Annotated in this window: 21 protein-coding genes and 1 pseudogene; 16 read left to right on the top strand and 6 right to left on the bottom strand. The window is 61.3% G+C overall.

The genetic code is table 11. The features are described 5' to 3' along the window. Positions 1-47: 47 nt before the first annotated feature. Positions 48-1,183, top strand: a protein-coding gene (locus tag ACMA5I_RS13230) for an IS3 family transposase (RefSeq protein ID WP_525886751.1) whose coding sequence is annotated in 2 segments (ribosomal slippage) — positions 48-312 and positions 312-1,183 — 1,137 coding nt in all. Because the reading frame shifts where the segments join, the coding sequence is not laid out codon by codon here. A 286-nt stretch (positions 1,184-1,469) separates the two neighbouring features. Here ACMA5I_RS13230 and ACMA5I_RS13225 read toward each other — a convergent pair. Further along, on the bottom strand, positions 1,470-1,745 hold the full coding sequence (locus ACMA5I_RS13225; protein WP_525886750.1) for a hypothetical protein: 276 nt from the start codon (positions 1,743-1,745) through the stop codon (positions 1,470-1,472). Positions 1,746-2,242: 497 nt separating this feature from the next. On the opposite strand from ACMA5I_RS13225, the gene ACMA5I_RS13220 reads away from it, so the two are divergent. After that, positions 2,243-2,905, top strand: a complete 663-nt coding sequence (locus tag ACMA5I_RS13220) for a hypothetical protein (protein ID WP_525886749.1) — start codon at positions 2,243-2,245, stop codon at positions 2,903-2,905. After that, the gene (locus tag ACMA5I_RS13215) at positions 2,905-3,999 is read left to right on the top strand and encodes a helix-turn-helix domain-containing protein (RefSeq protein ID WP_525886748.1); all 1,095 of its coding nucleotides are present in this window, start codon (positions 2,905-2,907) and stop codon (positions 3,997-3,999) included. The genes ACMA5I_RS13220 and ACMA5I_RS13215 overlap by 1 nt, the downstream gene beginning before the upstream one ends. A gap of 133 nt (positions 4,000-4,132) precedes the next feature. On the opposite strand, the gene ACMA5I_RS13210 is transcribed toward ACMA5I_RS13215, so the two are convergent. From ACMA5I_RS13210 to ACMA5I_RS13195, 4 genes are all read right to left on the bottom strand, one after another. Next, positions 4,133-5,026, bottom strand: coding sequence for an IS481 family transposase (locus tag ACMA5I_RS13210; protein ID WP_525886747.1), 894 nt, complete (start codon positions 5,024-5,026; stop codon positions 4,133-4,135). 30 nt (positions 5,027-5,056) lie between these two features. Further along, positions 5,057-6,402 (bottom strand): IS3 family transposase gene (locus ACMA5I_RS13205; RefSeq protein ID WP_525886746.1). Its coding sequence is split into 2 segments (ribosomal slippage): positions 5,057-6,066 and positions 6,066-6,402, totalling 1,347 coding nucleotides; the frame shifts between segments, so codons are not numbered across the junction. A gap of 51 nt (positions 6,403-6,453) precedes the next feature. Then, entirely contained in the window at positions 6,454-6,978 is a 525-nt protein-coding gene (locus tag ACMA5I_RS13200) for a FadR/GntR family transcriptional regulator (protein WP_525886745.1), read from the bottom strand. Positions 6,979-7,001: 23 nt separating this feature from the next. Next, positions 7,002-7,373, bottom strand: coding sequence for a FadR/GntR family transcriptional regulator (locus ACMA5I_RS13195; RefSeq protein ID WP_525886744.1), 372 nt, complete (start codon positions 7,371-7,373; stop codon positions 7,002-7,004). 398 nt (positions 7,374-7,771) lie between these two features. Between ACMA5I_RS13195 and ACMA5I_RS13190 the strand changes: the two genes are divergently transcribed. From ACMA5I_RS13190 to ACMA5I_RS13140, 11 genes are all read left to right on the top strand, one after another. Then, positions 7,772-8,944, top strand: a complete 1,173-nt coding sequence (locus ACMA5I_RS13190; protein ID WP_525886743.1) for a thiolase family protein — start codon at positions 7,772-7,774, stop codon at positions 8,942-8,944. 41 nt (positions 8,945-8,985) lie between these two features. Continuing rightward, positions 8,986-9,711 (top strand): acetoacetyl-CoA reductase, encoded by a 726-nt coding sequence (phbB, locus tag ACMA5I_RS13185; protein WP_101754861.1) that lies wholly within the window; start codon positions 8,986-8,988, stop codon positions 9,709-9,711. 11 nt (positions 9,712-9,722) lie between these two features. Further along, the gene (aceE, locus tag ACMA5I_RS13180; RefSeq protein ID WP_525886742.1) at positions 9,723-12,377 is read left to right on the top strand and encodes a pyruvate dehydrogenase (acetyl-transferring), homodimeric type; all 2,655 of its coding nucleotides are present in this window, start codon (positions 9,723-9,725) and stop codon (positions 12,375-12,377) included. A 24-nt stretch (positions 12,378-12,401) separates the two neighbouring features. Further along, the gene (gene aceF, locus ACMA5I_RS13175) at positions 12,402-13,670 is read left to right on the top strand and encodes a dihydrolipoyllysine-residue acetyltransferase (protein ID WP_525886741.1); all 1,269 of its coding nucleotides are present in this window, start codon (positions 12,402-12,404) and stop codon (positions 13,668-13,670) included. Positions 13,671-13,683: 13 nt separating this feature from the next. Beyond that, entirely contained in the window at positions 13,684-15,423 is a 1,740-nt protein-coding gene (lpdA, locus tag ACMA5I_RS13170) for a dihydrolipoyl dehydrogenase (protein WP_525886740.1), read from the top strand. Positions 15,424-15,488: 65 nt separating this feature from the next. Further along, positions 15,489-16,130, top strand: coding sequence for a hypothetical protein (locus ACMA5I_RS13165; protein WP_525886739.1), 642 nt, complete (start codon positions 15,489-15,491; stop codon positions 16,128-16,130). 9 nt (positions 16,131-16,139) lie between these two features. Further along, on the top strand, positions 16,140-17,909 hold the full coding sequence (locus ACMA5I_RS13160) for an L-lactate permease (protein ID WP_525886738.1): 1,770 nt from the start codon (positions 16,140-16,142) through the stop codon (positions 17,907-17,909). Positions 17,910-17,916: 7 nt separating this feature from the next. Continuing rightward, positions 17,917-18,684 carry a (Fe-S)-binding protein gene (locus ACMA5I_RS13155; RefSeq protein ID WP_299793752.1) on the top strand — a complete coding sequence of 256 codons (768 nt, stop codon included), beginning with the start codon at positions 17,917-17,919 and terminating at the stop codon, positions 18,682-18,684. Between the two features lie 5 nt (positions 18,685-18,689). After that, complete coding sequence (locus tag ACMA5I_RS13150) at positions 18,690-20,123, top strand: lactate utilization protein B (protein WP_525886737.1); 1,434 nt, start codon at positions 18,690-18,692, stop codon at positions 20,121-20,123. Continuing rightward, complete coding sequence (locus ACMA5I_RS13145; RefSeq protein ID WP_525886736.1) at positions 20,120-20,767, top strand: LutC/YkgG family protein; 648 nt, start codon at positions 20,120-20,122, stop codon at positions 20,765-20,767. The genes ACMA5I_RS13150 and ACMA5I_RS13145 overlap by 4 nt, the downstream gene beginning before the upstream one ends. Positions 20,768-20,850: 83 nt before the next feature. Beyond that, positions 20,851-22,605, top strand: a complete 1,755-nt coding sequence (locus tag ACMA5I_RS13140) for a PHA/PHB synthase family protein (protein WP_525886735.1) — start codon at positions 20,851-20,853, stop codon at positions 22,603-22,605. 175 nt (positions 22,606-22,780) lie between these two features. Here the strand turns inward: ACMA5I_RS13140 and ACMA5I_RS13135 are convergent. After that, a pseudogene (locus tag ACMA5I_RS13135) lies at positions 22,781-23,314 on the bottom strand (type IV secretory system conjugative DNA transfer family protein); the annotation flags it as partial. 79 nt (positions 23,315-23,393) lie between these two features. On the opposite strand from ACMA5I_RS13135, the gene ACMA5I_RS13130 reads away from it, so the two are divergent. After that, positions 23,394-24,755, top strand: coding sequence for an ISKra4 family transposase (locus tag ACMA5I_RS13130; RefSeq protein WP_525886734.1), 1,362 nt, complete (start codon positions 23,394-23,396; stop codon positions 24,753-24,755). A 124-nt stretch (positions 24,756-24,879) separates the two neighbouring features. Further along, the coding region (locus ACMA5I_RS13125; RefSeq protein ID WP_525886733.1) for a hypothetical protein at positions 24,880-25,177 on the top strand (298 nt) is incomplete at its 3' end.

The raw sequence follows: 25,177 nt of genomic DNA, 5'->3' as shown, positions 1-25,177 counted from the left end.
TTCGGACCAGTTGCTAAGCTGTAGCGACTGACGAAGGAATACCCCAGATGACGAAGCGGAAACGCTATTCGGCGGAGTTCAAGGCCAAGGTTGCTCTTGAGGCCATCCGTGAAGAGTTGACGACGGCCGAGCTGGCCAAGAAATACGGCGTCCATCCCACAATGATCAGCGGCTGGAAGAGAACGGCGATTGAGAACATGGCATCGGCGTTTGGCGGTGCCACGTCGGCCGAGACGGTGATTTCCGAGAGGGATGTCGAGAAGCTGCACGCCAAGATCGGCCAGCTGGTCGTGGAACGGGATTTTTTATCGGAAGCCTCCAGTCTCATCCTCGGCACTGGAGGCAGAAAGCGGTGAAGCGGGACCATTTCGATCTCAGTGTCCGTCGCCAGTGCAGCCTGCTGTCGCTGGCGCGTTCCAGCCTCTACTATCACCCGCGCGGGGAAAGCGCCGAGAATCTGGCCTTCATGGAAATCATCGACCGGCAGTTCCTGGAAACGCCCTGGTACGGCTCGCGGCAAATGGCCCGCCACATGCAGCGAGAGGGGTACAGATGCGGGCGTCATCGCGTGCGGCGGCTGGTGAGGCTCATGCGGCTGGTGCCGATCTACCAGGAGCCGAAAACCAGCAAGAAGCATCCCGAGCACAGGATTTACCCGTACCTTCTCAAGGGGCTGTCCATAACCCGCCCGAACCAGGTCTGGTGTACCGACATCAGCTATATCCCGATGCGCCGGGGCTTCTTGTATCTCGTGGCGATCATGGACTGGCACAGCCGGAAAGTGCTGAGCTGGCGGCTGTCGAATTCGATGGATGCCGGGTTCTGCGTCGAGGCGCTGAAAGAGGCGCTGGCCCGATACGGCCCGCCGGAGATATTCAACTCCGCCCAAGGCTCGCAGTTCACCAGCACCGACTTCACCGATGTACTGCATGACGCCAAGGTGAAGATCTCGATGGACGGCCGCGGGCGCTGGATCGACAACCGGATGATCGAGCGCTTCTGGCGATCCCTGAAATATGAATGTGTCTACCTGAACGCCTTCGAGACCGGCTCTGAAGCCCGAGAGGGGATCGGCGCCTGGATCACCTATTACAATGAAAAGCGCCCGCACTCATCCCATGGGCTGCTGACGCCGGGCGAGGCATATGATAGTCGGGCCCCGAACCTGAAAGCCGCCGCCTGAAATGAAACAAATGCTATAGCTTAGCCCGGCGGCAAACTGGTCGAAAATTCAGGACCACCTCTGCGACCTCGGCGTCGAACTTGAGGATGCGCTCGCGATTGCAGAGTCGGTAGAGATTTGAGCGCCAGGGGCAGGTCCGTCGCGGCCGGCCCAGACCGGACCTCCGTGAAGACAGACCTCGCTGCGGAGCAGCTTCCCCGAAGCAGCCGTCTGCACTTGCGTGCAGCAATGTTCAATAGGTCAAGGCGTTCGAGGTTGCGCTAAGTCCGCTGGGCCCGGCTGATATCTACGTCTGCGCAGGAGGAGCACTTGCGGCGAGAAGCGGCGAGAAATCGTTTGCCGCGACAGCCTTGCGAACGTGCGACGGATAGCAGTTCCCGAGCCCCTTCGAGAGGCGGTGCGTGGCGCGTGCCTGTTCGTTCGTCAAGAGATAGAACGTCGGTGAGAGTGTTCGCAGATCGAGCTCAACAAAGAGGAAAAAGTCAGCGTCACCTTTCGTAGCCATGTCGACCGGCCAGCGCGAAATCTCGGTTGGCCTTTCGAGGAACTGACGGGTCTTCACCTCGATCCACCACCGCCATCAGGTCGTGCCCCGGCGCCCCCTCGGGGCTGGCATAGGCCGCGATCCCTAAAGAATTTAGCTTCGCGAGGGCGAGGACCTCGCCGAGATTGCCGGATTGCTGGTGGGAAAGCTTCTGAGTGCGCCGAGCCATTGCATTTCAGATATTTCGGCGCGCGCCCTCATTTTCCACTATTGTGCAACGAGCGTGACGATCCCTGCAAGATGCCCGTTGAGGGAGAGGCGGGAGTTGCCGACGTGGGGCGTCGGTCCGTTCGGCCCCAAGCAGTCATTCAAGCCATGCGCAACGAACGGCTGGTCCCAAGTCAACTCATCCATAACCGAAAGGAGTTTCTAAACGGCATCACCGGCCTTCGACTGTTCACATTCAGCCCAAAGATTGCAACATCCCGAGCGGCAACCGAGGTGACTGCAGGTCTTGCTTGATGTTAATTTTTACCCCATCATATGAGGTGTGGAAAATTAACATGAGAGACAGAATGGCCTCTATCGCTACGTTGATCCTGAAAGAGCAGGACCATATCGAAACACGCCTTTGCCAACTGGCCCTGGAGCGGCAACGCCTCATATCGGCGGGGGCATCCGCCATGTCTGGTCGTGGTATGGCCGGTGCCATGCATGGCAAGACTTCTGCTGGACAGTACACCTTCCATGAATGCCTCGCTGGACTGCGTGCCGAGTACATCGGCGTCAACGGCTGGGAACTCTATTACGACGGAGGACTGGAAGGCATCGTCAATAATGACCTGAACGTCATTGTTCTCGTCAAGACAGCAGATAGATGCTGTTCGGACTTCCGTCGGCCCAAGACAGGCGACTTCGGCGCGAAATCTGAAAAAGTATGCGAGGGTGCAAGCCTGTTCGATCATGCCGGGGTGGCTCTTCCTGCGGTCGTCACGCTGCCGTCACCGAAAAGTTCCAACCTGAGGACCAAGCGATTCTCGGTGTTCTACCTTCTGCTCGATCCCGACGGCCGCATGGAATTGAGCATGCCCGTGATCGAGGACAGTAAAATCAGGGGGTTCATCGAAAGGATCTACCTTGTTCAGGACAGCGATCTTGACCCTGTCTCGGTATTGCCAGAAGACGCGCCGAAAGATGATGATCTTATCATCGAAGTAAAGCGTAAGAATGGGAAGTGATGCACAACGGAAAGAGGCTGGCCGCGGCGCGTAAGCGGCGCAAGATGACCGCCAAGGGTCTTGCCGGACTGTGTGGGCTCAGCCCGGTCACCATCACGCGACTGGAAGCGGATCAAAATGACGCGGATCCTGCCACGATCAAAAAGATCGCCGGGGTCCTCGACTACCCGATCGACTACTTCACCTTGCCCGATCCGCCCGCCTTGTCTGCGGAACAGGTCAGTTTCCGAAGCCTAACCAACATGTCGGCGAAAGAGCGTGACGCCGCCTTTGCCGCTGGCGGCGCGGGTGTTGAGATGTTCCGATGGGCAGAGGAGGTGTTTAACCTGCCGGGGCTCGACCTGCCGGACTTGCGTGCCGACGCGGAGTATTCGCCGGAAAGCGCCGCCGAGGCGCTGCGTGCTCATTGGCAGCTTGGAGATCGCCCGATCCCTTCGGTCCTGAAGCTGTTCGAAGCCAAGGGTATCCGTATCCTCGGACTGTCTGAGGATACGAAGAACGTCGATGCGTTCTCCTTCTGGATGGATGACGTCCCGTATATGTTCCTGAACTCCTTCAAGTCGGCAGAGCGCAATCTCTTCGACGCCTGCCACGAGCTCGGGCACCTTGCCATGCATCGTCATGGGACAATGGGCGGTGGTAGGGAAGCCGAGAATGAGGCAAACGCCTTTGCCTCGGCCTTTCTCATGCCAAGGTCTGACGTAATGGCGCATGTCCCGCGGTTTATCGACGTGAAGGTCATCCTGCGACTCAAGCGGCGCTGGAAAGTCTCCGCGATGGCGCTGGCCTATCGTCTGCGCCAGCTTGGTTTGCTGACAGAATGGCAGCACCGCACGATCTGCATCCAGCTGGGCAAGCTGGGCTATCGAAGTGGCGAGCCCGAAGGCATCGAGAGGGAAACCTCGGTTGTCTGGTCTCAGATCCTGGCGGACCTCTGGTCCAAGCGCGAGACCAAAGAAACCATTGCCAAAGTGATCCAAATACCGCTTGATGAGGTTGAAGGTCTTCTCAAAGGTCTGCTTGCGCCAAGTAAACATACTGACGCCCAACTTGCCGTTGCGGATACCAAATCTGCGTTGAGGCTGGTTAAATAGAGTCGCTAAACGACCGGAGGCTCAAGAAACACTGGCTGCGGCGCATGCCGCGGCTTTTTGCCCTCGTGATCCGTAGGTTGCAACATATTAGGATTGTAAGGTGCGGTTGCTCGCGGGACATCCCGTTTGTTGATTATAGCTTTTCTCTGAGTGCTTCGTAAGGCGTCTTTCCGTTGTGTGCGCCGTGCGGTCTGTGGAAGTTGTAGAAGCGCTCCCATTCGCCGAGCTTTACTTCAAGATCGACATCGCCTTTGTAGCTGAGCAACTGGTAGAACTCCTGCCCATCCGACCTGTGTGACCGTTCCACCTTACCGTTCAGCTGCGGCGTCCCGCGTTTGATGTAGGCGTGGCGGATACCAAGGTCCTCGACATGCCAATGGAATTTCGCCTGGAACTCATGGCCATTATCCGTCCTGATTTCACGGATGCGGAATGGGAACTTTTCAACGACGTGATCAACAAAATCGATCGCATTGGCTTGGGTGTGCTTTTCGTAAACCTTCAGCGCCCGAACCCTCGTCGCGTCATCGATGGCGGTGTATTGGAAACGGCGTATCTTCTCACCTTTTTTATCAATGAAGGTCAGGAACTTAACATCCATCTGAATGTGATGTCCGGGTACCTGCTTCTGATAGCGTTTGGTGTGGACCTTGCGCATGCGTGTGCCGCGAGGGAGGCGGTTCAGCCCATGGCGGCGCAGGATGCGCGAAACCGTGGCGTCTGACAATTTGATGTCGTGATAGCGCTCCAAGTACCAGACGATCCGCATCGGGCCGAGATGATACTTGCGTCGAAGATAAAGCACCTTTTCCTCGCGCTCAGGCGGCGTCCGATTGGCATGCCACTTGGGAATGGGCGGTGCGTTGATCAGGCCAGCTTCGCCTCGCTCCGCATAGGCTTGACGCCAACGGTAGAAGCTGGATCGACCTATCCCGAAATAGCGGCAAGTCCTCGCGACGTGACCGGTCTCCTCCGCATGTCGCAGTATCCGCAACTTGCGCTGAATCTCGCGTTGATCCTTGTTCATGAACATCTCCTTCTTCCCACAGCTGGGAGGTTAAAGAAAATGTCCCGCGAGTAACGGCATATCTACAGTTTTTCGTTTGATCTCCTCTCGCTGTTTCAGGATCTGCTCTGCGCGCCCGTAATAGACGTCAGCGGGCGTCATGTTCCCAAGGCTCTCATGGTAGCGTTGGTTGTTGTAGTATTCGACGAAGGCCCCGATCTGGCGCTCGAGATCACCGGGCAGAAAGTAATGCTCCAGCAGGACACGGTTCTTCATGGTCTGGTGCCACCGTTCGATCTTGCCTTGGGTCTGTGGGTGGTAGGGTGCGCCGCGGATATGATCCATGCCCTTTTCGTCGAGGTAATCCGCCAAGTCCCCCGCGATGTAAGAGGCACCGTTGTCGCTGAGAAGTCTTGGCTTGGCGACCACGGTTGCGCAGTCACATCCCGAGGCCTCCAGCGCAAGGTCGAGCGTGTCGGTCACGTCTTCGGCTTTCATCGTGGTGCAGAGCTTCCAGGCGATGATGTGACGGCTGTAATCGTCCAGGATGGTGCTGAGATAGAACCAGCCCCAGCCCAAAACCTTCAGATAGGTGAAGTCAGTTTGCCACAGCTCGTTGGGGCGCGTGGTTTTATCCCGGAACTCATTGGCCGCCTTCATCACGATATGCGCCGGTGCCGTCACCAGATCTTCCGCCTTCAGGATGCGGTAAACTGACGATTCCGAGACAAAATACTGCTTCTCATCGGTGTACTTCACCGCCAGCTCACGGGGCGTCAGATCCTCATGTTCGAGTGCAAACTCGATAATGTCCGCCCGGGTCTCATCCGGGAGGCGGTTCCACACAGACCCCGGATGGGACGGCGTGTCCTCAAGCGCGTCAAGCCCACCCTCGGACCAGCGGTCATACCAGCGGTAATAGGTCGTGCGTGGAATGCCGAGCATGGCCAGCGTCTGACGGGCGGGCAGATGCGAGGCTTCGACGGTGCGGATGATCTCCAGCTTTTCCGATGCAGGATACCTCATGCCTCGTACTCCCCATCCCCGATCATGCTTTTTTTGAGCAGACGGTTTTCCAGAGTCAGATCAGCAACGGCTTCCTTGAGCGCGGCCGATTCCGAGCGCAGCTCCTTGACCTCAGGCGATGTCGCCTGGCGGGCAGTATCCCCGGCCAGGCGCTGCTTGCCCGCCTCGAGAAATTCCTTCGACCAAGTGTAATACAGGCTCTCGCTGATGCCTTCCCGGCGACACAGCGCGGCGATACTCTCCTCGCCGCGCAGACCCGCCAGCACGATCCTGATCTTCTCTTCAGCAGAATAATGCTTGCGCGTCTTGCGCTTGATCCCTTTGACCAGCTTGTCGGCCGCGTCCTTCGATGTTCCGGATTTCTTGTTCATCTTCGCCTCTTGATAGCTGCGATGAACCAGAAATCCTCCGTTACGAAAACCTCAAATCTGTCCCATAGGCGCTGACGTCAGACAGAATCGCATTCGAGCGCGCTGCTCTCGTCGCTGCAGCTCCCGACCACGACGTATCGATTCCTCGACATAGTCCATGTGGTCGCGCGCAGCCTCCTCGGCACGTACAGGATCAGCGGACAGAACCGACTCAATGATCTCTATGTGTTGATCGAGAAGCTTGCGTCCGCTGTCATCGATACTGCGGAGAAGGTCATGATTGTAGAAGATTCCGCGACGTGTCAGGTCATAGACCGACGCCATCATGTGGATCAGCGTTGTGTTGTGGCTGGCATCGACCACAGCACGGTGAAGCCGGAAATCAGCTTCGCTTTCCGCCTCTGCGTCCTGACCAAGCCAGGCCGCTTCGAGTTCTTCCCTGATCGCGGACAGACGCTCCTTGTCCGCAGCTGTCGCGCGCTGCGCGGCAAGGCGGGTCGCGAAGGCTTCCTGCTCGCGCCGGTATTCGAGATAGTCGTAAAAGGCTTCGCCATGGCGCGAATAAAGCGCTAACATGGCCGGCGACATGGCCCTGCCGGTCAGTTCGGCAATGTAAGTTCCGTCACCGTGGCGGACATGCACGAGGCCGCGAGCCTCTGCAGCGCTTCACGCAGCTTTGGCCGCGACACCCCGAAGGCGTCGGCCATTTCGCGCTCCGACGGCAAACGAGCACCGTCCTTCAGAACCCCATCGAAGATCATCGTTTCAACCTTGCCGACAACCGTATCGACGACTGATTCGTGATCAATCGGCTCAAAAATTTCCGCGGCAATCATGGGCGGCGATCTCCTTAGGGGTGCCGATAGACAGACATCAATATTATTTACCTCATCGGAGTCTGATTTCAAGGACAGAATCTTCTCCAGTCGTGTATTTTTCTGTCTGAAAATCAGTATTTTCTTGATATCCATGGGGTATCCGGTGAACCTCACAACGCTGAGCGCGCTGCGTCAACCGACGATCACTTTTCACGGCGCCTGAATTAAAGGTAAATAAACTTGTTGACTAAGATAAGTGGTAAAGTTTATATATCTGCTATGACGTAGGCGGGACGCTGAGCGCTCCGAACCAACTCTGGGAGGGGCGTCCATGCTGCAGCACGAGGCGGTCGGGCCGGACCGCAGGCCTGCTTGGCCGGTCAGTTGCTCGGGTTGTCTCCGCCATGCCTGTCCACTGTGCCGCGCCGCTGACTTTTTGGGCGAGGGGCCAGCAAATCGGCTATGTCGAGCCGCGTTGCTTTGTTCTGCCGATGGCACTTCCACAGCAAACTGAGCGCCTTTCAAACGACCTTAGGAAAAGGTTCGATGCTATGACGAAAGCCGTTATCGTTTCTGCCGCGCGCACGCCGGTAGGCAGTTTTTTGGGATCTTTCGCCAATGTGCCGGCGCATGACCTTGGTGCGACCGTCCTGAAGGCCGTGGTCGAGCGCGCCGGCGTCGACCCGGCCGAGGTCAGCGAAACCATCCTCGGCCAGGTGCTGACCGCGGCGCAGGGCCAGAACCCCGCCCGTCAGGCCCATATCAATGCGGGACTGCCGAAGGAATCGGCGGCCTGGGGGCTCAATCAGGTCTGCGGTTCGGGTCTGCGCGCGGTGGCGCTGGCGGCCCAGCAGGTCAGCCTTGGCGATGCCGATATCGTCATCGCCGGTGGTCAGGAAAGCATGTCGCTGTCGCCGCATGCCTCCTATCTGCGCGCCGGTGAGAAGATGGGCGACATGCAGGCCATCGACACGATGATCCGCGACGGGCTGTGGGACGCGTTCAACAATTACCACATGGGCCAGACCGCCGAGAACGTTGCCGAGAAGTTCCAGATCACCCGCGAGGCGCAGGACGAATTCGCCGTCGCCAGCCAGAACAAAGCCGAGGCGGCGCAGAAGGCTGGCAAGTTCGATGATGAGATCGTCGGCTATACCGTGAAGACCCGCAAGGGCGACACGATCGTCGACAAGGACGAGTATATCCGCCATGGCGCCACGCTGGAGGCGATGCAGAAGCTTCGCCCCGCCTTCACGCCCGACGGCTCGGTGACGGCCGGCAACGCCTCGGGTCTGAATGACGGCGCTGCCGCCGTGATGGTCATGTCCGAGGAAGAGGCCGCCCGCCGCGGCCTGACCCCGCTGGCCCGCATCGCATCCTACGCGACCGCTGGCCTCGACCCGGCGATCATGGGCGTGGGCCCGGTCTATGCGAGCCGCAAGGCGCTGGAGAAAGCCGGCTGGAAGGTCGGCGATCTGGACCTGATCGAGGCGAACGAGGCCTTTGCCGCGCAGGCACTGGCTGTGAACAAGGAGATGGGCTGGGACCCCGAGATCGTGAACGTGAACGGCGGCGCCATTGCCATCGGCCACCCGATCGGTGCCTCGGGCGCGCGCATCCTGAACAGCCTGATCTTCGAGATGGGCCGTCGCGACGCCAAGAAGGGCATCGCCACGCTCTGCATCGGCGGCGGCATGGGCGTCGCCCTCTGCCTCGAGCGCTGAGGCGCCAGGCCAGAATCGACACAGCATCAGAGGAGGGATCAATGTCGAGGGTTGCACTAGTTACTGGGGGATCGCGCGGAATTGGCGCCGCCATCTCGAAGGCGTTGAAGGAAGCGGGTTATACCGTCGCCGCGAACTATGCCGGCAATGACGAGGCCGCCAAGGCCTTCACCGACGAGACCGGCATCAAGACCTATAAATGGTCGGTGGCCGATTACGATGCCTGCACCGCCGGCATCAAGCAGGTCGAGGACGAGCTGGGCCCGATCGCCGTTCTTGTGAACAATGCGGGCATTACCCGCGATGCGATGTTCCACAAGATGACGCCGCAGCAGTGGAAAGAGGTCATGGACACCAACCTGACCGGCCTTTTCAACATGACCCATCCGGTCTGGACCGGGATGCGCGACCGCAAGTTCGGCCGCATCGTCAATATCAGCTCGATCAACGGCCAGAAGGGTCAGGCGGGTCAGGCGAACTATTCGGCGGCGAAGGCCGGGGATCTGGGCTTCACCAAGGCCCTGGCGCAAGAGGGTGCCCGCGCCGGCATCACCGTGAACGCCATCTGCCCGGGCTATATCGGCACCGAGATGGTGCGTGCCATCGACGAGAAGGTGCTGAACGAGCGGATCATCCCGCAGATCCCGGTCGGTCGCTTGGGTGAGCCCGAGGAAATCGCCCGCGCCGTGGTCTTCCTGGCCTCGGGCGATGCCGGCTTCATCACCGGCTCCACCATCTCCGCCAATGGCGGCCAGTTCTTCGTTTGAGGGAAACACCCATGAGAGACCTCGGTCCCGATATCGACCCGATCGAATCCCGCGAATGGCAGGACGCCATTGCCGACGTGATTGAACGCGATGGCCCCAACAGGGCTCATTTCCTGCTCGATAGAGCCGTCGCACAGGCCCGCGCCGCCGGGGCAACGCTGCCGTTCTCTGCAACGACCCCTTACCAGAACACGATCCCCGTGGACGATCAGTATGAGTTTCCGGGCGATCTGGACATGGAATGGCGCATCCGCACCATCAACCGCTGGAACGCCATGGCGACGGTCGTGCGCCGCAACAAGGAATCCAGCGAATACGGCGGGCATATCGCATCCTTCGCCTCCTCGGCGGTGATGTATGACGTCGGGCTGAACCACTTCTGGCGCGCGCGGTCGGCGATTCACGGCGGCGATCTGGTATTCTTCCAGGGCCATGTGGTGCCCGGCATCTATGCCCGCTCCTTCATGGAAGGCCGCATCACCGAAGAGCAGATGCTGAACTTCCGGTCCGAGGTCGGGGGCGAGGGGCTGTCGTCCTATCCCCATCCCTGGCTGATGCCGGACTATTGGCAGTTCCCGACCGTCAGCATGGGACTTGGCCCGCTGATGGCGATCTATCAGGCGCGGTTCATGAAATACATGCACAACCGCGGGCTGATCGATATGGCCGACCGCAAGGTCTGGTGTTTCCTGGGCGACGGAGAGATGGACGAGCCGGAAAGCCGCGGTGCCATCGACCTGGCTGCGCGCGAGGGTCTCGACAACCTGATCTTCGTCATCAACTGCAACCTGCAACGCCTGGACGGCCCGGTGCGCGGCAACGGCAAGATCGTGCAGGAGCTGGAAGGCAATTTCCGAGGCGCGGGCTGGAATGTCGTCAAGCTGCTCTGGGGCAAGGGCTGGGACGATCTGCTGGAAAACGACACCAGCGGCCGGCTGCGCCAGTTGATGGATGAAACGGTGGACGGCGACTATCAGACCTTCAAGTCCAAGGACGGCGCGTTTATCCGCAAGCATTTCTTCGGCAAGTATCCCGAAACTGCAGCCCTGGTCGACGACTGGTCCGACGATCAGATCTGGTCGCTGAGCCGGGGCGGCCACGATCCCGAGAAGGTCTATACCGCGTTCCGCAAGGCGACCGACACCAGGGACCAGCCGACCTGCCTGCTCATCAAGACGGTCAAGGGCTATGGCATGGGATCCGCGGGCGAAGGGCAGAACACCACCCACCAGCAGAAAAAACTGGCAGAGGAGCAACTGCGCGCGTTCCGAGACCGCTTCAAGATCCCCGTGTCCGACGAGGATTTGCCGAAGGCCCCCTTCGTCGCGTTGAACAACGCCCAGAAGGCCTATCTGGCGGACCGGCGCAAGGCCCTGGGTGGCGCGTTCCCGCAGCGTGTCAGCACCTCGCCCAAGCTGGCAATCCCGCCGCTCGAGGCGTTCAAGGCGCAGCTTCAGAACACGGGCGAGCGCGAGATTTCGACCACGATGGCCTTTGTGCGCATCCTGACCACACTTCTGCGCGGCAAGGAGCTGGGCAAGCATATCGTGCCGATCGTGCCGGACGAAAGCCGCACCTTCGGCATGGAGGGGCTGTTCCGATCCATAGGGATCTACAATCCCGCCGGCCAGCACTATACGCCCGAAGATCGCGAGCAGATGTCCTATTACCGCGAAGCAACGGATGGGCAGGTCTTGCAGGAAGGCATCAACGAGGCCGGTGCCATGGCCGACTGGATCGCGGCGGCGACGTCCTATTCCAATCACGGCGTGCCGATGATTCCGTTCTTCATCTACTATTCGATGTTCGGTTTTCAGCGGGTGGGCGATCTGGCCTGGGCTGCGGGCGACAGCCGGGCGCGTGGCTTCATGTTGGGCGGCACCGCCGGGCGCACAACGCTGAACGGCGAGGGTTTGCAGCACGAGGACGGCCACAGCCATATCATCGCGGGCACCGTCCCGAATTGCATCAGCTACGACCCGACCTTTCAGCACGAAGTGGCGGTGATCGTGCAGCACGGCATGACGCGGATGTATCAGGATCAGGAGGACGTGTATTTTTACATCACCCTGATGAACGAAAACTATGCCCATCCCGACATGCCGGCAGGCTGCGAGGCGGGCATCATCCGCGGCCTCTATCGCCTGAAAGAGGTCAAGAAGCCGGGCAGGAAGCACGTCAATCTGCTGGGATCGGGCACGATCCTGATCCAGGCGATCAAGGCCGCCGAGATGCTTGAGGCCGATTACGGCATTACCGCCGACATCTGGTCGGCGACAAGCCTGAACGAACTGGCCCGCGACGGCCAGGACGTAGAACGTTGGAACCGCCTGAACCCGATGGAACCCCCGCGCGCCGCTTTCGTCACGCAGGCGCTGTCCAAGGCCAAGGGACCGGTGATCGCCGCCACCGACTACATGAAGAACTATGCCGAGCAGATCCGGGCCTTTGTGCCGGGCCGCTACACGGTGCTGGGGACCGACGGGTTCGGTCGCTCCGACAGCCGGGTGAACCTGCGGAGGTTCTTCGAGGTCGATGCCAACCACATCGCCGCCGCAGCCATGGTGGATCTGTTCCGTGACGGTGCGGTCGACGAGGCGACGCTGAAGGCTGCCCTTGCCAAGTATGACATCGACGGCGCCAAGCCGAACCCCCGGCTGGTCTGAGCGGGAAGAAGGAGGAGACACATCATGCCTGTTGAAGTGAACGTTCCCGACATCGGCGATTTCAAGGATGTCCCGGTCATCACCGTTCTGGTGAAGGTGGGCGACACCGTCGCCGCCGAGGACCCGTTGATCGAGCTTGAATCCGACAAGGCCACAATGGAGGTGCCAAGCCCCGTCGCAGGCCGCATCGCCTCTATCGTGGTGAAGGAAGGCGACCGGGTCTCCGAGGGATCGGTGATCCTGACGGTCGAGGCCGAGGGCAGCGACGCCGCTGCCGCCGCATCGGCGCCTACATCGGCGCCCGCCGCCGCGCCTGCCGCATCGGTTCCGGCGGCGGCAGCCCCCGCAGCTCCCGCCGTCACAGATTCGGGGTTCAACAAGGCCCATGCTTCGCCGTCGATCCGCGCCTTTGCGCGGCAGTTGGGGATTGATCTGGCCAAGATCAACGGCTCGGGCCGCAAGGGGCGCATTCTGCGCGACGACGTGACGGCGGCGCTGAAGGCCAGCGCAGTCCCGGTCGCTGCCGCATCGGGCGGCGCGGCGCTGAGCGGCGGCATGGGCATCCCGCCGATTCCGGTTGTGGACTTCTCGAAGTTCGGTCCGATCGAAAACGTGGAAATGTCGCGGATCAAGAAGATCTCCGGCCCCGCGCTGCACCGGTCCTGGCTCAACGTCCCGCACGTCACGCACAACGACGAAGCGGACATCACCGAGCTCGACACCTACCGCAAGGAAATGGACAACATGGCCAAGGAAAACGGCTATCGCGTCACGCCTCTGAGCTTCGTGATCAAGGCCTCCGTCAGTGCGCTCAAGGAACATTGGGAGTTCAACTCCTCGATCCACCCCGATGGCGACAAGCTGATCAAGAAGTCCTACTACAACATCGGCTTCGCGGCCGACACGCCGAACGGCCTCGTCGTTCCGGTGATCAAGGATGCCGATCGCAAGGGTCTGGTCGAGATCTCCAAGGAACTGGGCGACCTGTCCGCCAAGGCCCGCGCAGGCGAGCTGAAAGGCCCCGACATGCAGGGCGCGACGTTCACCATCTCGTCTCTGGGCGGGATCGGGGGCACGAGCTTTACCCCTATCGTGAACGCGCCCGAGGTGGCGATCCTCGGCCTCACCCGGTCAAAGATGGCGCCGGTCTGGAACGGCTCGGAATTCGTGCCGCGCCTGATGCAGCCGCTGTCGCTGTCCTACGATCACCGTGCCGTCGACGGCGCCTTGGCCGCGCGCTTCTGCGTGACGCTCAAGACGCTGCTTGGCGATATGCGCAAGTTGATGTGGTAAGGGGGATCATCTGATGGAAGTCAAAGTCCCCGATATCGGCGATTTCAAGGACGTTCCGGTCATCAGCGTTCTGGTGAGCGTCGGCGACACAGTCGCTGCCGAAGACCCGCTGATCGAGCTGGAATCCGACAAGGCGACGATGGAAGTCCCGTCGCCCTCCGCCGGAAAGATCAAGGAAATCAAGGTCTCCGAAGGCGACAAGGTGTCCGAAGGCACGGTCATCATGGTGCTTGAGGGTGCGGATGCAGGTGATGCGCCCGCTCCCGCCAAGCAAGAGGCCCCCGCCGCCGAAGCGCCGAAATCCGTCGCCGCCACCGGCACCGCCTCGGGCAAGGGCGACATCCACGCCGAAGTGGTCGTTCTGGGCTCCGGCCCCGGCGGATACACCGCGGCCTTCCGCGCCGCGGACCTGGGCAAGAAGACCGTCCTGATCGAGAAATACCCGAGCCTCGGCGGTGTCTGCCTCAACGTCGGCTGCATCCCGTCCAAGGCGCTCTTGCACGTCGCCAAGGTCATCACCGAGGCCGTGGAGATGGGCGCGCATGGCATCAGCTTTGGCAAGCCCAAGATCGACCTCGACGAGTTGCGCAGCTTCAAGGACAGCGTGATCGGTCAGCTGACCGGCGGTCTCGGCGGGTTGGCCAAGGGCCGCAAGGTGCAGGTGGTGCAGGGCTACGGCACCTTTACAGGACCGAACATGATCGAGGTGATCGGCGACAACGGCCGCACCACGGTCAGCTTCGACCAGTGCATCATCGCCGCCGGGTCCGAGCCGGTGAAGCTGCCCTTCATCCCGCATGATGATCCCCGCGTGATCGACTCGACCGGCGCGCTGGAACTCAAGGACATCCCGAAACGGATGCTGATCCTGGGCGGTGGCATCATCGGTCTGGAAATGGCCTGTGTCTACGACGCGCTCGGCTCGAAGATCACGGTTGTGGAACTGATGGACCAGATCATTCCGGGTGCGGACAAGGACATCGTCAAGCCGCTGCACAACCGGATCAAGGGCCGCTACGAGAACATCTTCCTCAAGACGAAAGTCACCGGGATGGAAGCGCTCAAGAGTGGTCTGAAGGTGACCTTCGAGGACGAGAAAGGCGAAACCTTCACCGACACGTTCGACAAGGTGCTGGTCGCCGTGGGTCGCAAACCCAATGGCAAGCTGATCGACGCCGACAAGGCCGGTGTCGCCGTGGACGACCCCGGATTCATCGCCGTGGACAGCCAGCAGCGTACCCATGTTCCCCATATCTTCGCCATCGGCGACGTGGTGGGCCAGCCGATGCTGGCGCACAAGGCAGTCCATGAAGGCAAGGTCGCAGCCGAGGTCGCGGCCGGGCACAACCGCCACTTCGACGCCCGCGTGATTCCCTCGGTCGCCTACACCGACCCCGAAGTTGCCTGGGTCGGCGTGACGGAAGCCCAGGCCAAGGCCAGTGGCCTGAAGGTCGGCAAGGGCGTTTTCCCCTGGGCTGCCTCTGGACGGTCGCTTTCACTTGGCCGGTCCGAGGGCATCACCAAGCTGATCTTCGACGAAACCGATCAACGCGTCATCGGCGCTGCCATCGTCGGCCCGAACGCCGGCGATCTGATCGCCGAGGTGGCCTTGGCCATCGAGATGGGGGCCGATGCGGTCGACCTTGGCCACACCATCCACCCGCATCCTACTCTGAGTGAGACGGTCAACTTCGCTGCCGAAATGTTCGAGGGCACGATCACCGACCTGATTCCGCCGAAGAAGCGTCACTGACCGTGATCGGGCGGCCACAGCTGATCGCCCGATGCCTTCCGTCAGCACAGCAACAGGAGCCTGCAATGACCGACAAGAAGCCCACCATGGATTTCAATGAAGCGCTCAAGGCGTTTGATCCGACATCCCTGTTTCCGTTCATGAACTCTCAGGGCATGGCGGACTGGTTCCGCCGTCAGAATGTTGACGGCCTCGATCCCGCCTCAATGCTGAAGATGTGGCAGAAACGGCTAGATGCACTGGCCAGTGCCAACGAGCACGCAAGATCCCTCTACCGGTTGCAGATCGAGCGTCAGTTCCAGATTTTCGACGAGATGACGGCTGCCGCAACAGACAGCATTAAGCGGCTCGACACATCCGTCCGCTCCGAGGCGTCTGGGAACAATATCAAGGTTCTTTCGGACGCGGCCGACAAGGCTCTCGCGCTGATGCAGCGGCTTTCGGAGGAATCGCTGGTGGCGATGACCGAAACTCAGAAACGGTTTGCAGTTGAGGTGGATGCGGCCATAAAGGACTTGCGCGGCGCTTGGGCGACGAGGTCGGGTGACCCCATCCTGTACCGCGACGCGCACAAGAGCATCGGCGCGGGTCCGCAGGTCATCGACCATTCGACCCCGACCATGGTGCGCCACGAAGCCGGCACGCCCGAGAATATCGGCTGCGTTGTCACAGACCCCCACACGGCCGGATCGGCCCGACGCTTCTGAGGAGGAAAGATGTCCCAAGTCTTCACATTCGTCTTGGCCCTGCTGCCAATCGCCACAGTGTTTCTGCTCTTGGTGGTGCTCGCACGCTCGGCCAAGCTTTCGATGGGCGTTGCCTATCTGGTCACGGCCGCGACCGCGCTTTTGGTCTGGGGCACGGACCTCAACAAGATTCTTGGCGCCACCGTGAACGGTGCCGTGACCGCAGTCAGCCTGCTCTACATCATCTTCGGTGCGATCCTGATGCTCTACACGCTGGAGGAAAGCGGCGGCATCCGGTCGATCCGGGCAGGGTTCACCAGCATTTCGCCTGACCGGCGGGTACAGGCGATCATCATCGCCTGGTTGTTCGGATCGCTGATCGAGGGGGCGTCCGGGTTTGGCACGCCCGCGGCCATCGCTGCGCCACTGCTGGTTGCCATCGGCTTTCCGGCCATGGCAGCGGTGCTGGTATCGCTGATCATCCAGTGCACGCCTGTGTCATTCGGGGCAGTCGGCACGCCGATTCTTGTCGGTGTCAATACCGGGCTTTCGGGTCAGGCGATTGTCGAACAGACCATCACACCGATGGCCTTCGCTGACTATCTGGTCGAGATTGCTGTCAAGGTTGCCACACTGCACGGCCTGATCGGCTTTCTGATCCCGTTGATCATGATCGGCATGATGACGCGGTTCTTCGGTTCCGCGCGGTCCTTCACCGAAGGGTTCCGAATCTGGAAATTCGCGCTGTTCGCCGGGCTTGCCTTCACCGTTCCGTACTGGATCATTGCCAGCCTGCTTGGCCCGGAATTTCCGTCCCTGGTGGGAGGCATCATCGGGCTGCTGATCGTCGTTCCCGCCGCACGGGCCGGCTTCCTGATCCCGAAGGAGTCCTTCGACTTTCCGCCCCGCGAACAGTGGGACGGAAAATGGGTCGGCAAGCTGGACGATCTGGAGGATCACCGTGCCGGGCTTGAGGTGATGTCGTTGCTCAAGGCCTGGGCGCCCTACATATTCGTGGTTCTTCTGCTGGTCGCGACGCGCACGATTCCCGATTTCAAGGCCTGGCTGACCGCCCCGGAACGGACCATGGCCTTCGATGATCTGTTCGGGTCGGGCATCAATGCCCGCGTGCAATGGCTGTATCTGCCTGGAACGGTGCTGATCCTCGCTTCGCTGTTCACCTTCCTGTTCCATCGAATGCGTCCGGCCGATTACGGCAAGGCATTGCGTACGTCGGGATCGACAATGATCGCGGCGGCCCCGGCACTGCTGTTGGCGGTGCCGATGGTGCAGGTGTTCATCAACTCTGCCTCGGACACGATGGCGTCGATGCCGATCGTGCTCGCCGAAAGCGTCTCGGCCGTGGTCGGCAGTGCCTGGCCGATGTTCGCGCCACTGATCGGGTCGATGGGCGCCTTCGTCGCCGGATCGAACACGATTTCGAACATGATGTTCTCGTTGTTCCAGTTCTCGACCGCTGAACAGATCGGTCTGGGCGCAGCCGGGGCCGGTTTGGTTGTTGCGCTGCAGGCCATCGGCGGTGCGGCAGGCAATATGATCTGCGTGCACAACGTGGTGGCAGCCTCGGCCACGGTGGGACTTGTGGACCGCGAGGGCGAAATCATCCGCATGACCCTGATCCCGATGTTCTATTATATCGTCCAGGGCGGCTTTCTTGGTCTTGCTATTCTGGCGGGCGGGCCGAACCTGTGGTGGATCGCCGTGCTGATCTGGCCGGCCGCCGTGCTGTTCCTGATGTCGCGCAATCGCGGGGCTGTTTCCGCCACCCAAACACGCTGAGGTCGTCATGTCCGGACAACCAAATCCCCGCGTCGGCCTTTTCGTGACCTGTCTCGTGGATGCAATCCGCCCCAGCATCGGGTTTTCCGCCATCCAGCTTCTGGAGGAGGCCGGATGCCGGGTCGAGGTGCCGCAGGCACAGACCTGTTGCGGGCAACCGGCCTTGAACAGCGGAGACGAAAAGGATGCAGCAGCACTGGCGCGACAGACCATCGCTGCTTTCGAGGGCTTCGACTATATTGTGCTGCCCTCGGGATCCTGTGCGGGAACCATCGTGCACGGCTATCCGGACCTGTTGGCCAAAGATCCGGTCTGGGCGCCCCGCGCCCGGATCCTCGCCGCGAGAACCCACGAGATCACCAGTTTCCTGGTTGATGTGATGGGTTTTCGGCCAAAGGGCCGTCGCCTGTCAGCGACGGCCACCTACCACGACAGTTGCGCAGGGCTGCGCGAACTGGGCATCGCCGCGCAACCCCGTGCGCTTCTGGCGGAGGTCGCGGGCCTGGAGATGCGGGGATTGGAAGGCAATGATGTCTGCTGCGGCTTTGGCGGCACGTTCTGCGTCAAGTATTCCGACATCTCGAACGCGATCGTCACCGAAAAGGCCGAGGCGATCGAGCGCACCGAGGCCGACCTGCTTCTGGCGGGAGATCTGGGATGCCTGATGAACATGGCAGGCAAGCTGAACCGCCGGGGCGCAAGGACGCGCTGTTTCCACACCATCGAGGTTCTGGCGGGCAGGGCCGACGGTCCCGCCATCGGCGAGGAGGGCTGAGCATCATGAGCGCACCAGAGGCATCTGTGCAGGTTTCGTTCAAGAACCGTGCCAAGACGGCACTGGCGGACAGAACGCTGAAGACCGCCATCGACCGCACCACCGGCACGGCCGAGGCCAAGCGCGCGGTGGCAGTGGCGGCGTTTCCCGAATTCCAGGCCGCCCGCGCACGCGGACGCGCGATCAAGGATCACGTGATCGCCCATCTGGACCATTATCTCGAACAGTTCGAGCGCAACGCCACCGCATCTGGTGCTACGGTCCACTGGGCAGCCGACGATGCCGAGGCGCGAGCGATCATCACCCGCATCTGCCTGGATGCCAAGGCCAAGTTGGTGACGCGGTCGAAATCCATGCTGGGCGAAGAAATCGGCCTGCCGCATGCTTTGGCCGATGCCGGGATCGAGCGGGTCGAGACCGACCTGGCCGAACACATCATCCAGCTTGCCGGAGAGGCCCCCTCACACATCGTCTGGCCCGCGATGCACCGCACCCGCGAACAGGTGGCCGAACTGTTCAAGATAGCTCATCACCCGCCGCCCTCGGCCGACGATCCGGCCACCATGGTGCAAAGCGCGCGGCGCGAATTGCGCGCCAAGTTTCTGGGGGCCGACATAGGCATTTCGGGGTCGAACTTCCTGGTGGCCGATACGGGTGCCACCTGCACGGTGACGAATGAAGGCAATGCCGAACTGACCACCACGCCGCCGCGCATTCATATCGTCACGGCGGGGATCGAGAAAATCGTGCCCACCACCGCCCATGCCCTGTCCCTGCTGCGCCTGCTGGTGCGGTCGGCCACGGGCGGCGAACTGACGCAATACACGACATTCCACTGCGGACCCAAACGTCCTGGCGATGCCGATGGTCCCGAGGAGATGCACATCGTGCTGGTGGACAACGGCCGCACCAGAATGCTGGACAACGAGTTCCGCGAGATGCTGCGCTGCATCCGCTGCGGGGCCTGCATGAACCATTGCGTGGTCTATCGCCAGATCGGCGGGCACGCCTATGGCGGCACCTATCCCGGACCGATGGGTTCGGTTCTGACACCCGTGCTGAACGGGCTTGCCGGTTCACGCGACCTGCCCAATGCCTGCACCATGAACGGCCGCTGCGCCGAAGTCTGCCCGGTCGAGATTCCCATCCCCACGCTGCTGCGCGCCTGGCGGATCCGCAGTTGGCGAGAAAAGCTGGAACCGGGAAGCCTTCGCGCCGGCATCGGTATCTGGGCCGTTCTGGCCCGGCGTCCCGGTCTTTACGGGCTGGCCAGCCGGATCGGCGTGCGGGCCCTCCGGTTGTTCGGCAAGGGAGGCTGGATCGCGCGCCTGCCGCTGGCGGGCGGATGGACGGCCCATCGCGACCTGCCGCGCCCGGCGGGCCGCACCTTCATGGAACAGTATCGCGCCCAGCAGGCACACAAGGGGAGCCGCCCATGACCGCCCGCGACCGCATCCTGTCCGCAATCCGCGCCGCCCTGCCACAGGAACGCCCGGCGCCCGACGCCATCTCCGCCGAGGCCAAGGCCCTGCTGGCCGATCCCGACACCAGCCGCCCCCGACTGGTCGCTGAGGGGCTGTTAGATGCCTTCATCCTGAAGGCTGAGGCGATCGGCACGACGATTGACCGCGTTGGCGGCATGGAAGCCGTTCCCGACGCTGTGCGGCGCTATCTGTCGGGACACGGCCTGTCACTGTCCCTGGCCGTGGAACCGACGCCGGCGCTGACCGCACTCGACTGGACGGGCCTTGACACCGGCACCACTCTTGCCCCGGACCAGCCGGCAGCGCTCGGAAAGGCGCTTTGGGGTATCGCCGAAAGCGGGTCCATGATCGTGCATTCGGGCGCCGATACGCCGATCTTGCTGTCTTTCCTGCCCCTGCATCATATCGTGGTGCTGCAGGAATCCGATATCCTGTCCCATCTCGAGGACTATGCTGCGCAGCTGGCCGAGCGGCCCCATCCGCGCAACGCGATCCTGATCACCGGACCCAGCGGCACGACCGATATCGAGGGGAGCTATGTGCGCGGGGCGCATGGGCCGGGCTTCCTGCATGTGATCCTTGTTGCAAGCACAGACTGACAACCTGCCGGTTGCCAGTCCCCACCACCGCCGGCCGTTGCCAGCAGAGCCGGTCGTCCTAGCTACCCCCAAGGAGACCCGGAATGGACCAAAGCGAAATTGCCGAACAGACCGCCGAATTCGCCAACCTGATGCAGCGCGCGCAGGGGCTGGTACAAGACAGCACCGCGAATGCGATGGCCAAGGCGACAGGGAAAGAGTTCTCGGTGCTGGATTCCGGGACGGTGGCACAGGCCTATGCGCGCGCGGGGATGAAGCTGGCGCAGAACCCGTTTGCGCTGGCGCAGTTCCAGATCGATCTGTGGTCCAACAGCGCCAAGGCCTGGGCCGGGGCCTGGGCGGGCGAGGGCGAGGACAGCAAGGACCGCCGCTTCCGCGACGGGCGCTGGACCAGCGATCCGCTGAGCCGCAGCCTGCGCGACGTGCATCTGGCCATCGAAGGCGCCGCCGACCGCCTGATCGAGACCCTGCCCGAGGGTGACAAGGACAGTCTGCGCGTGCGGTTCTATACGCGGCAATTGCTCAGCGCGCTGTCGCCCAGCAATTACCTGGCGCTGAACCCTGCCGCGCGTGAGCGTTTCCTTGAAACCGATGGCCGCAGCCTGCTGGACGGTTTCCGCAACCTTCTGGACGATCTGGAACGCGGCGGTGGGCGGCTGGACATCAACATGACCGACCGCGCGGCCTTCGAGGTCGGGCGCGATCTGGCCACGACGCCGGGGCAGGTGATCTATCAGAACGAATTGATCCAGTTGATTCATTACGAAACGCTGACCAAGACCCAGTTCAAGCGCCCGCTGCTGTTCGTGCCGCCCTGGATCAACAAATACTATATCTTCGACATGAAGCCCGAAAACAGCCTCGTCCGCTATATGCTGGAGCAGGGCCACAGCGTTTTCCTGATTTCATGGGTCAACCCGACCAAGCAGCACGCGGCGCTGAGCTTCGAGGATTACATGCGCCTTGGCCCGCTGACCGCGCTGGACGCGATCACCGATGCGACCGGCGAGGAAGAGTTCGACATTCTCGGCTTCTGCATCGGCGGAATTCTGGTGACGGCGACGCTGGCCTATATGGCGGCCAAGGGCGACAAGCGGGTCAAGACCGCGACGACGCTGGCCACGATGGTCGATTTCACCGATGTGGGCGAGATCGGCGTTTTCATCGACCGTGACCGGCTGAAGGTGCTGCGCGACCACATGGCCGAAAAAGGCTATCTGGAAAATCACCACCTGCAGGACATGTTCTCGATGATCCGGGAAAATGACCTGATCTGGTCCTTCCACGTGATGAATTACCTGATGGGCCGCAAGCCGCCCGCCTTCGATCTGCTGTTCTGGAACGGCGACAGCACTCGCCTGCCCGCCGCGATGCTGCTGTGGTATCTGGAAAAGATCTATATCGAGAACGGATTGCGCAAACCGGGCCATCTGACGATGGACGGCGTGCCCATCGATATCGGCAAGATCGATATCCCCTTCTATGTCTTTGCGACGAAAGAGGATCACATCGCGCCCTGGAACTCGATCTATCCGACGACCGGGCTTCTGGGCGGTGAAACGACCTTCGTGCTGGGCGGATCGGGCCATATCGCGGGGGTGATCAACCCGCCGGCGAAACGGCCGAAATACGGGTTCTGGACCAGCGCGGCTGCCTATCCGGCCGATCCGCAGGACTGGCTGACCAAGGCCGAGGCGCATCAGGGGTCGTGGTGGCCGAACTGGGCGAAGTGGATCGAAAGCCACAGCCAGGGCAAGAAGGTTCCGGCCTATGTGCCTGGTAGCGGAGCGCTGAAACCGATCGAGCCGGCACCCGGCAGCTATGTGCGGGCGGGATAATCACCTTCAGCTTCGGTCGAGATCGTTTGGGGGTAAGCGCGACGGCGTGACCCTATGCAGAGATGCTTGACGGCTGCTGGTTTCTCCATCTTTCCGCCCTACACCCTGATCGAAACGGTCAAGCTCAGCGGAGCCGATCTCAACGCTTGGCTCGCCGACACCCTCGCAAGCAACAACAGCGGGAGGTGACCTGGGCAACGACAGGATCCCGGTAAAGGCCGAGGAAGGACATGGCCGTGGAGAGCACGCCGGAGCGTTCATTGTCCGACTTGTTGAGCAGTTCGCGCGCTGTCGAGGCAACAACCGGATGCGGCCCGGCCTCGCCCAGATGGTTGGTGGCCATCATGCTGTCCAGCGTCGCTTCGATTGTGCGGCGGGGGTCGGACAGGAAGGCTGCGACCCCGGCCAGTGTCTTGTCCTTCTCGGCATAAAGGACATGAAGGATGGCGCCGACCAGCAGGGAATGGGAGGTCTTCTCCCAGTGATTGCGGCGTTCGAGCGACCCTTCGGGATCGACCAGAACATCGGCGATGTTCTGGACGTCGCGAACCTCCCATTCTCCGCGCCGGACTTCGAGCAGGGGATTGTAGGCTGCCGACGCCGCATTGGTCGGGTCGAAGAGCAGGACGCGGCCATGGTCTGCACGGAAGCCGCTGGTGAGCTGCCAGTTCTCGCCCTTGATGTCGTGGACGATGGCCGAGCCTGGCCAGGGGGAGTGGACAGAACATGGGGGTCGTCGTCGGTGATCTGGCCTGTGCTAAGGTAAGCTCTTTGTATGGGGGGCTGCCATGGACGTACGGATTACAATCGAAACGACCTTCGACAACGGGGAGAAGCGCACTCATCAGCTTGACGGCATTTCTCGACCATACCGGGTGACCTGCCCAGACGGGATCGGGCTGCGCCTCGAGGATGGGAAAAGGATCCTCGAACAGATCCAGAGGGTAATCCTTTACGATCAGGTCGATGAGATCATTCGAGAAAGCCGCGTATGCCCGGATTGCGCCTCGGTTCGTGCCATTCATGACTATCGCACGCGCGATCTCGACACGCTCTTTGGGCGGGTTCGGGTCAAAGCCGCGCGCATGCGCCGCTGTTCGTGTGATGCCAGGTCAGCGGCGATGCCCGGTGGACCTATTTCTCCGCTGGCCTATTTCTTTCCAGACCGGGCTACCCCGGAGCTGCAACGGCTACATGCGGACCTTGGTTCCCGGCATACCTTTCGCGAAGCGGCGCGGCTGATGAAAAGCTTCCTCCCCTGCCATCCGCCCCATCACACCACGGTGCGTGACCGGTTGGGAAGAGTAGCCACTGGGCTCGAGAAAAGTCGAAGGGCATCAGGCGATCCCGTTGAAGCCCCGCCCAAAGGTGGTTTGACGGTTTTTCTGGACGGTGCGCATATCCGCTGTCGACCGGAGTATCAGCAGCGACACCTGGATCTTGTGGTCGGCAAGATTGAAAGTCGCAATATGTGCCGACGATTTGGCTTGGTCGCCAATGCGACGGCATCGCCAAGCAGCCGCATGCGAGAAGAGCTGTCCGACTATGGATGGAAGCCAGGCCGTCTGTTGACGGTAATCTCTGATGGCGAGCTTGCTCTCCCGAACCTCATACGGAATGCCGTGGGTGGCGACGGTCAGGTGAAACATATCCTCGACTGGTGGCACATCTCGATGCGCATTCAACATATCGAGGCCGCCGTTCAGGGTCTGGTCCAGACACCGGGGTTCACTGGAATTCCGGTACTGTTCCAGCGCCCCGCGAAAAGCCTCCGTTGGCGGCTTTGGCATGGCAGAGCACGGGTGGCGGAAACATATCTGAAGGCGCTGATGCATGATTGCGTCGGCCTCGGGGAAGAACCTCTGGCTGTCCGCACCGCTGCCGCTCGTGTGCAGGCCCGCTGCGAGACACTGTACACCTATCTCGCGAACAACATGGAAGCCCTTGTCGACTATGGCCGACGGTACCGTAACGGGCTGCCCATCTCGTCTTCTCGTGCCGAAGGATCAGTTGATGACATTGCCAATGCCCGCATGGGAAAGCGCAGGAGGATGCGTTGGTCGCCCAAAGGGGCTCACCGAGTAGCCGTCACAAGGGCCGCAGTTCTCGATGGTCGGCTGACCGTCGCAAACAGAAAACGCCCCGCATGACCCCCATGTTCTGTCCACTCCCAACGTCAACAGGCCCTAGACCCATCCGAGAGCATCCCTAGTTCTTCGGCCGCGCTCGCCGACCTCGCTGGTGTACTCCGCTACGGGCGGAAAGGCGGTGGTGATGGGCGTTTCCAAAACCGCTGCCGCGCAACTAGCGCGCCGCGGTGGAACATGCTCCACCAATGTATTGGCAACGTTGCAATGCGCGCTTTGCTGCCATTGGCGCACTTGCAGCGAAAGCTCACTTTGTCGGCACACCGGACATAAACCTCCTGCCGGAAGGTATTCGCCAAAAACGGTCGATTTAGGTGAAAAACTCGACCTACTACATCTTGTGTTTCGCCGAGACGCTTCCGCTCAGACCGCTGTTATCGCGGCCAAAGGCAGTGTTTTTGGATGGTGGCCGTTCAGCTCATTTC

The sequence above is a fragment of the Jujubicoccus corallicola genome (genome assembly GCF_047345645.1).
GTDB lineage: Bacteria > Pseudomonadota > Alphaproteobacteria > Rhodobacterales > Rhodobacteraceae > JBLEFH01.
The sequence above is the reverse complement of the archived record's forward strand: the minus strand, read 5'-3'. Positions and strand labels throughout refer to the sequence as shown.

What these genes read in the sequence shown, in the direction of transcription:
- ACMA5I_RS13220 (WP_525886749.1), top strand. Translation starts at nt 2,243, where the DNA reads ATGGCCTCTATCGCTACGTTGATCCTGAAAGAGCAGGACCATATCGAA.
- ACMA5I_RS13215 (WP_525886748.1), top strand. Translation starts at nt 2,905, where the DNA reads ATGCACAACGGAAAGAGGCTGGCCGCGGCGCGTAAGCGGCGCAAGATG.
- ACMA5I_RS13210 (WP_525886747.1), bottom strand. Translation starts at nt 5,026, where the DNA reads ATGAACAAGGATCAACGCGAGATTCAGCGCAAGTTGCGGATACTGCGA.
- ACMA5I_RS13200 (WP_525886745.1), bottom strand. Translation starts at nt 6,978, where the DNA reads ATGTTAGCGCTTTATTCGCGCCATGGCGAAGCCTTTTACGACTATCTC.
- ACMA5I_RS13195 (WP_525886744.1), bottom strand. Translation starts at nt 7,373, where the DNA reads ATGGATATCAAGAAAATACTGATTTTCAGACAGAAAAATACACGACTG.
- ACMA5I_RS13190 (WP_525886743.1), top strand. Translation starts at nt 7,772, where the DNA reads ATGACGAAAGCCGTTATCGTTTCTGCCGCGCGCACGCCGGTAGGCAGT.
- phbB (WP_101754861.1), top strand. Translation starts at nt 8,986, where the DNA reads ATGTCGAGGGTTGCACTAGTTACTGGGGGATCGCGCGGAATTGGCGCC.
- aceE (WP_525886742.1), top strand. Translation starts at nt 9,723, where the DNA reads ATGAGAGACCTCGGTCCCGATATCGACCCGATCGAATCCCGCGAATGG.
- aceF (WP_525886741.1), top strand. Translation starts at nt 12,402, where the DNA reads ATGCCTGTTGAAGTGAACGTTCCCGACATCGGCGATTTCAAGGATGTC.
- lpdA (WP_525886740.1), top strand. Translation starts at nt 13,684, where the DNA reads ATGGAAGTCAAAGTCCCCGATATCGGCGATTTCAAGGACGTTCCGGTC.
- ACMA5I_RS13165 (WP_525886739.1), top strand. Translation starts at nt 15,489, where the DNA reads ATGACCGACAAGAAGCCCACCATGGATTTCAATGAAGCGCTCAAGGCG.
- ACMA5I_RS13160 (WP_525886738.1), top strand. Translation starts at nt 16,140, where the DNA reads ATGTCCCAAGTCTTCACATTCGTCTTGGCCCTGCTGCCAATCGCCACA.
- ACMA5I_RS13155 (WP_299793752.1), top strand. Translation starts at nt 17,917, where the DNA reads ATGTCCGGACAACCAAATCCCCGCGTCGGCCTTTTCGTGACCTGTCTC.
- ACMA5I_RS13150 (WP_525886737.1), top strand. Translation starts at nt 18,690, where the DNA reads ATGAGCGCACCAGAGGCATCTGTGCAGGTTTCGTTCAAGAACCGTGCC.
- ACMA5I_RS13145 (WP_525886736.1), top strand. Translation starts at nt 20,120, where the DNA reads ATGACCGCCCGCGACCGCATCCTGTCCGCAATCCGCGCCGCCCTGCCA.
- ACMA5I_RS13140 (WP_525886735.1), top strand. Translation starts at nt 20,851, where the DNA reads ATGGACCAAAGCGAAATTGCCGAACAGACCGCCGAATTCGCCAACCTG.
- ACMA5I_RS13130 (WP_525886734.1), top strand. Translation starts at nt 23,394, where the DNA reads ATGGACGTACGGATTACAATCGAAACGACCTTCGACAACGGGGAGAAG.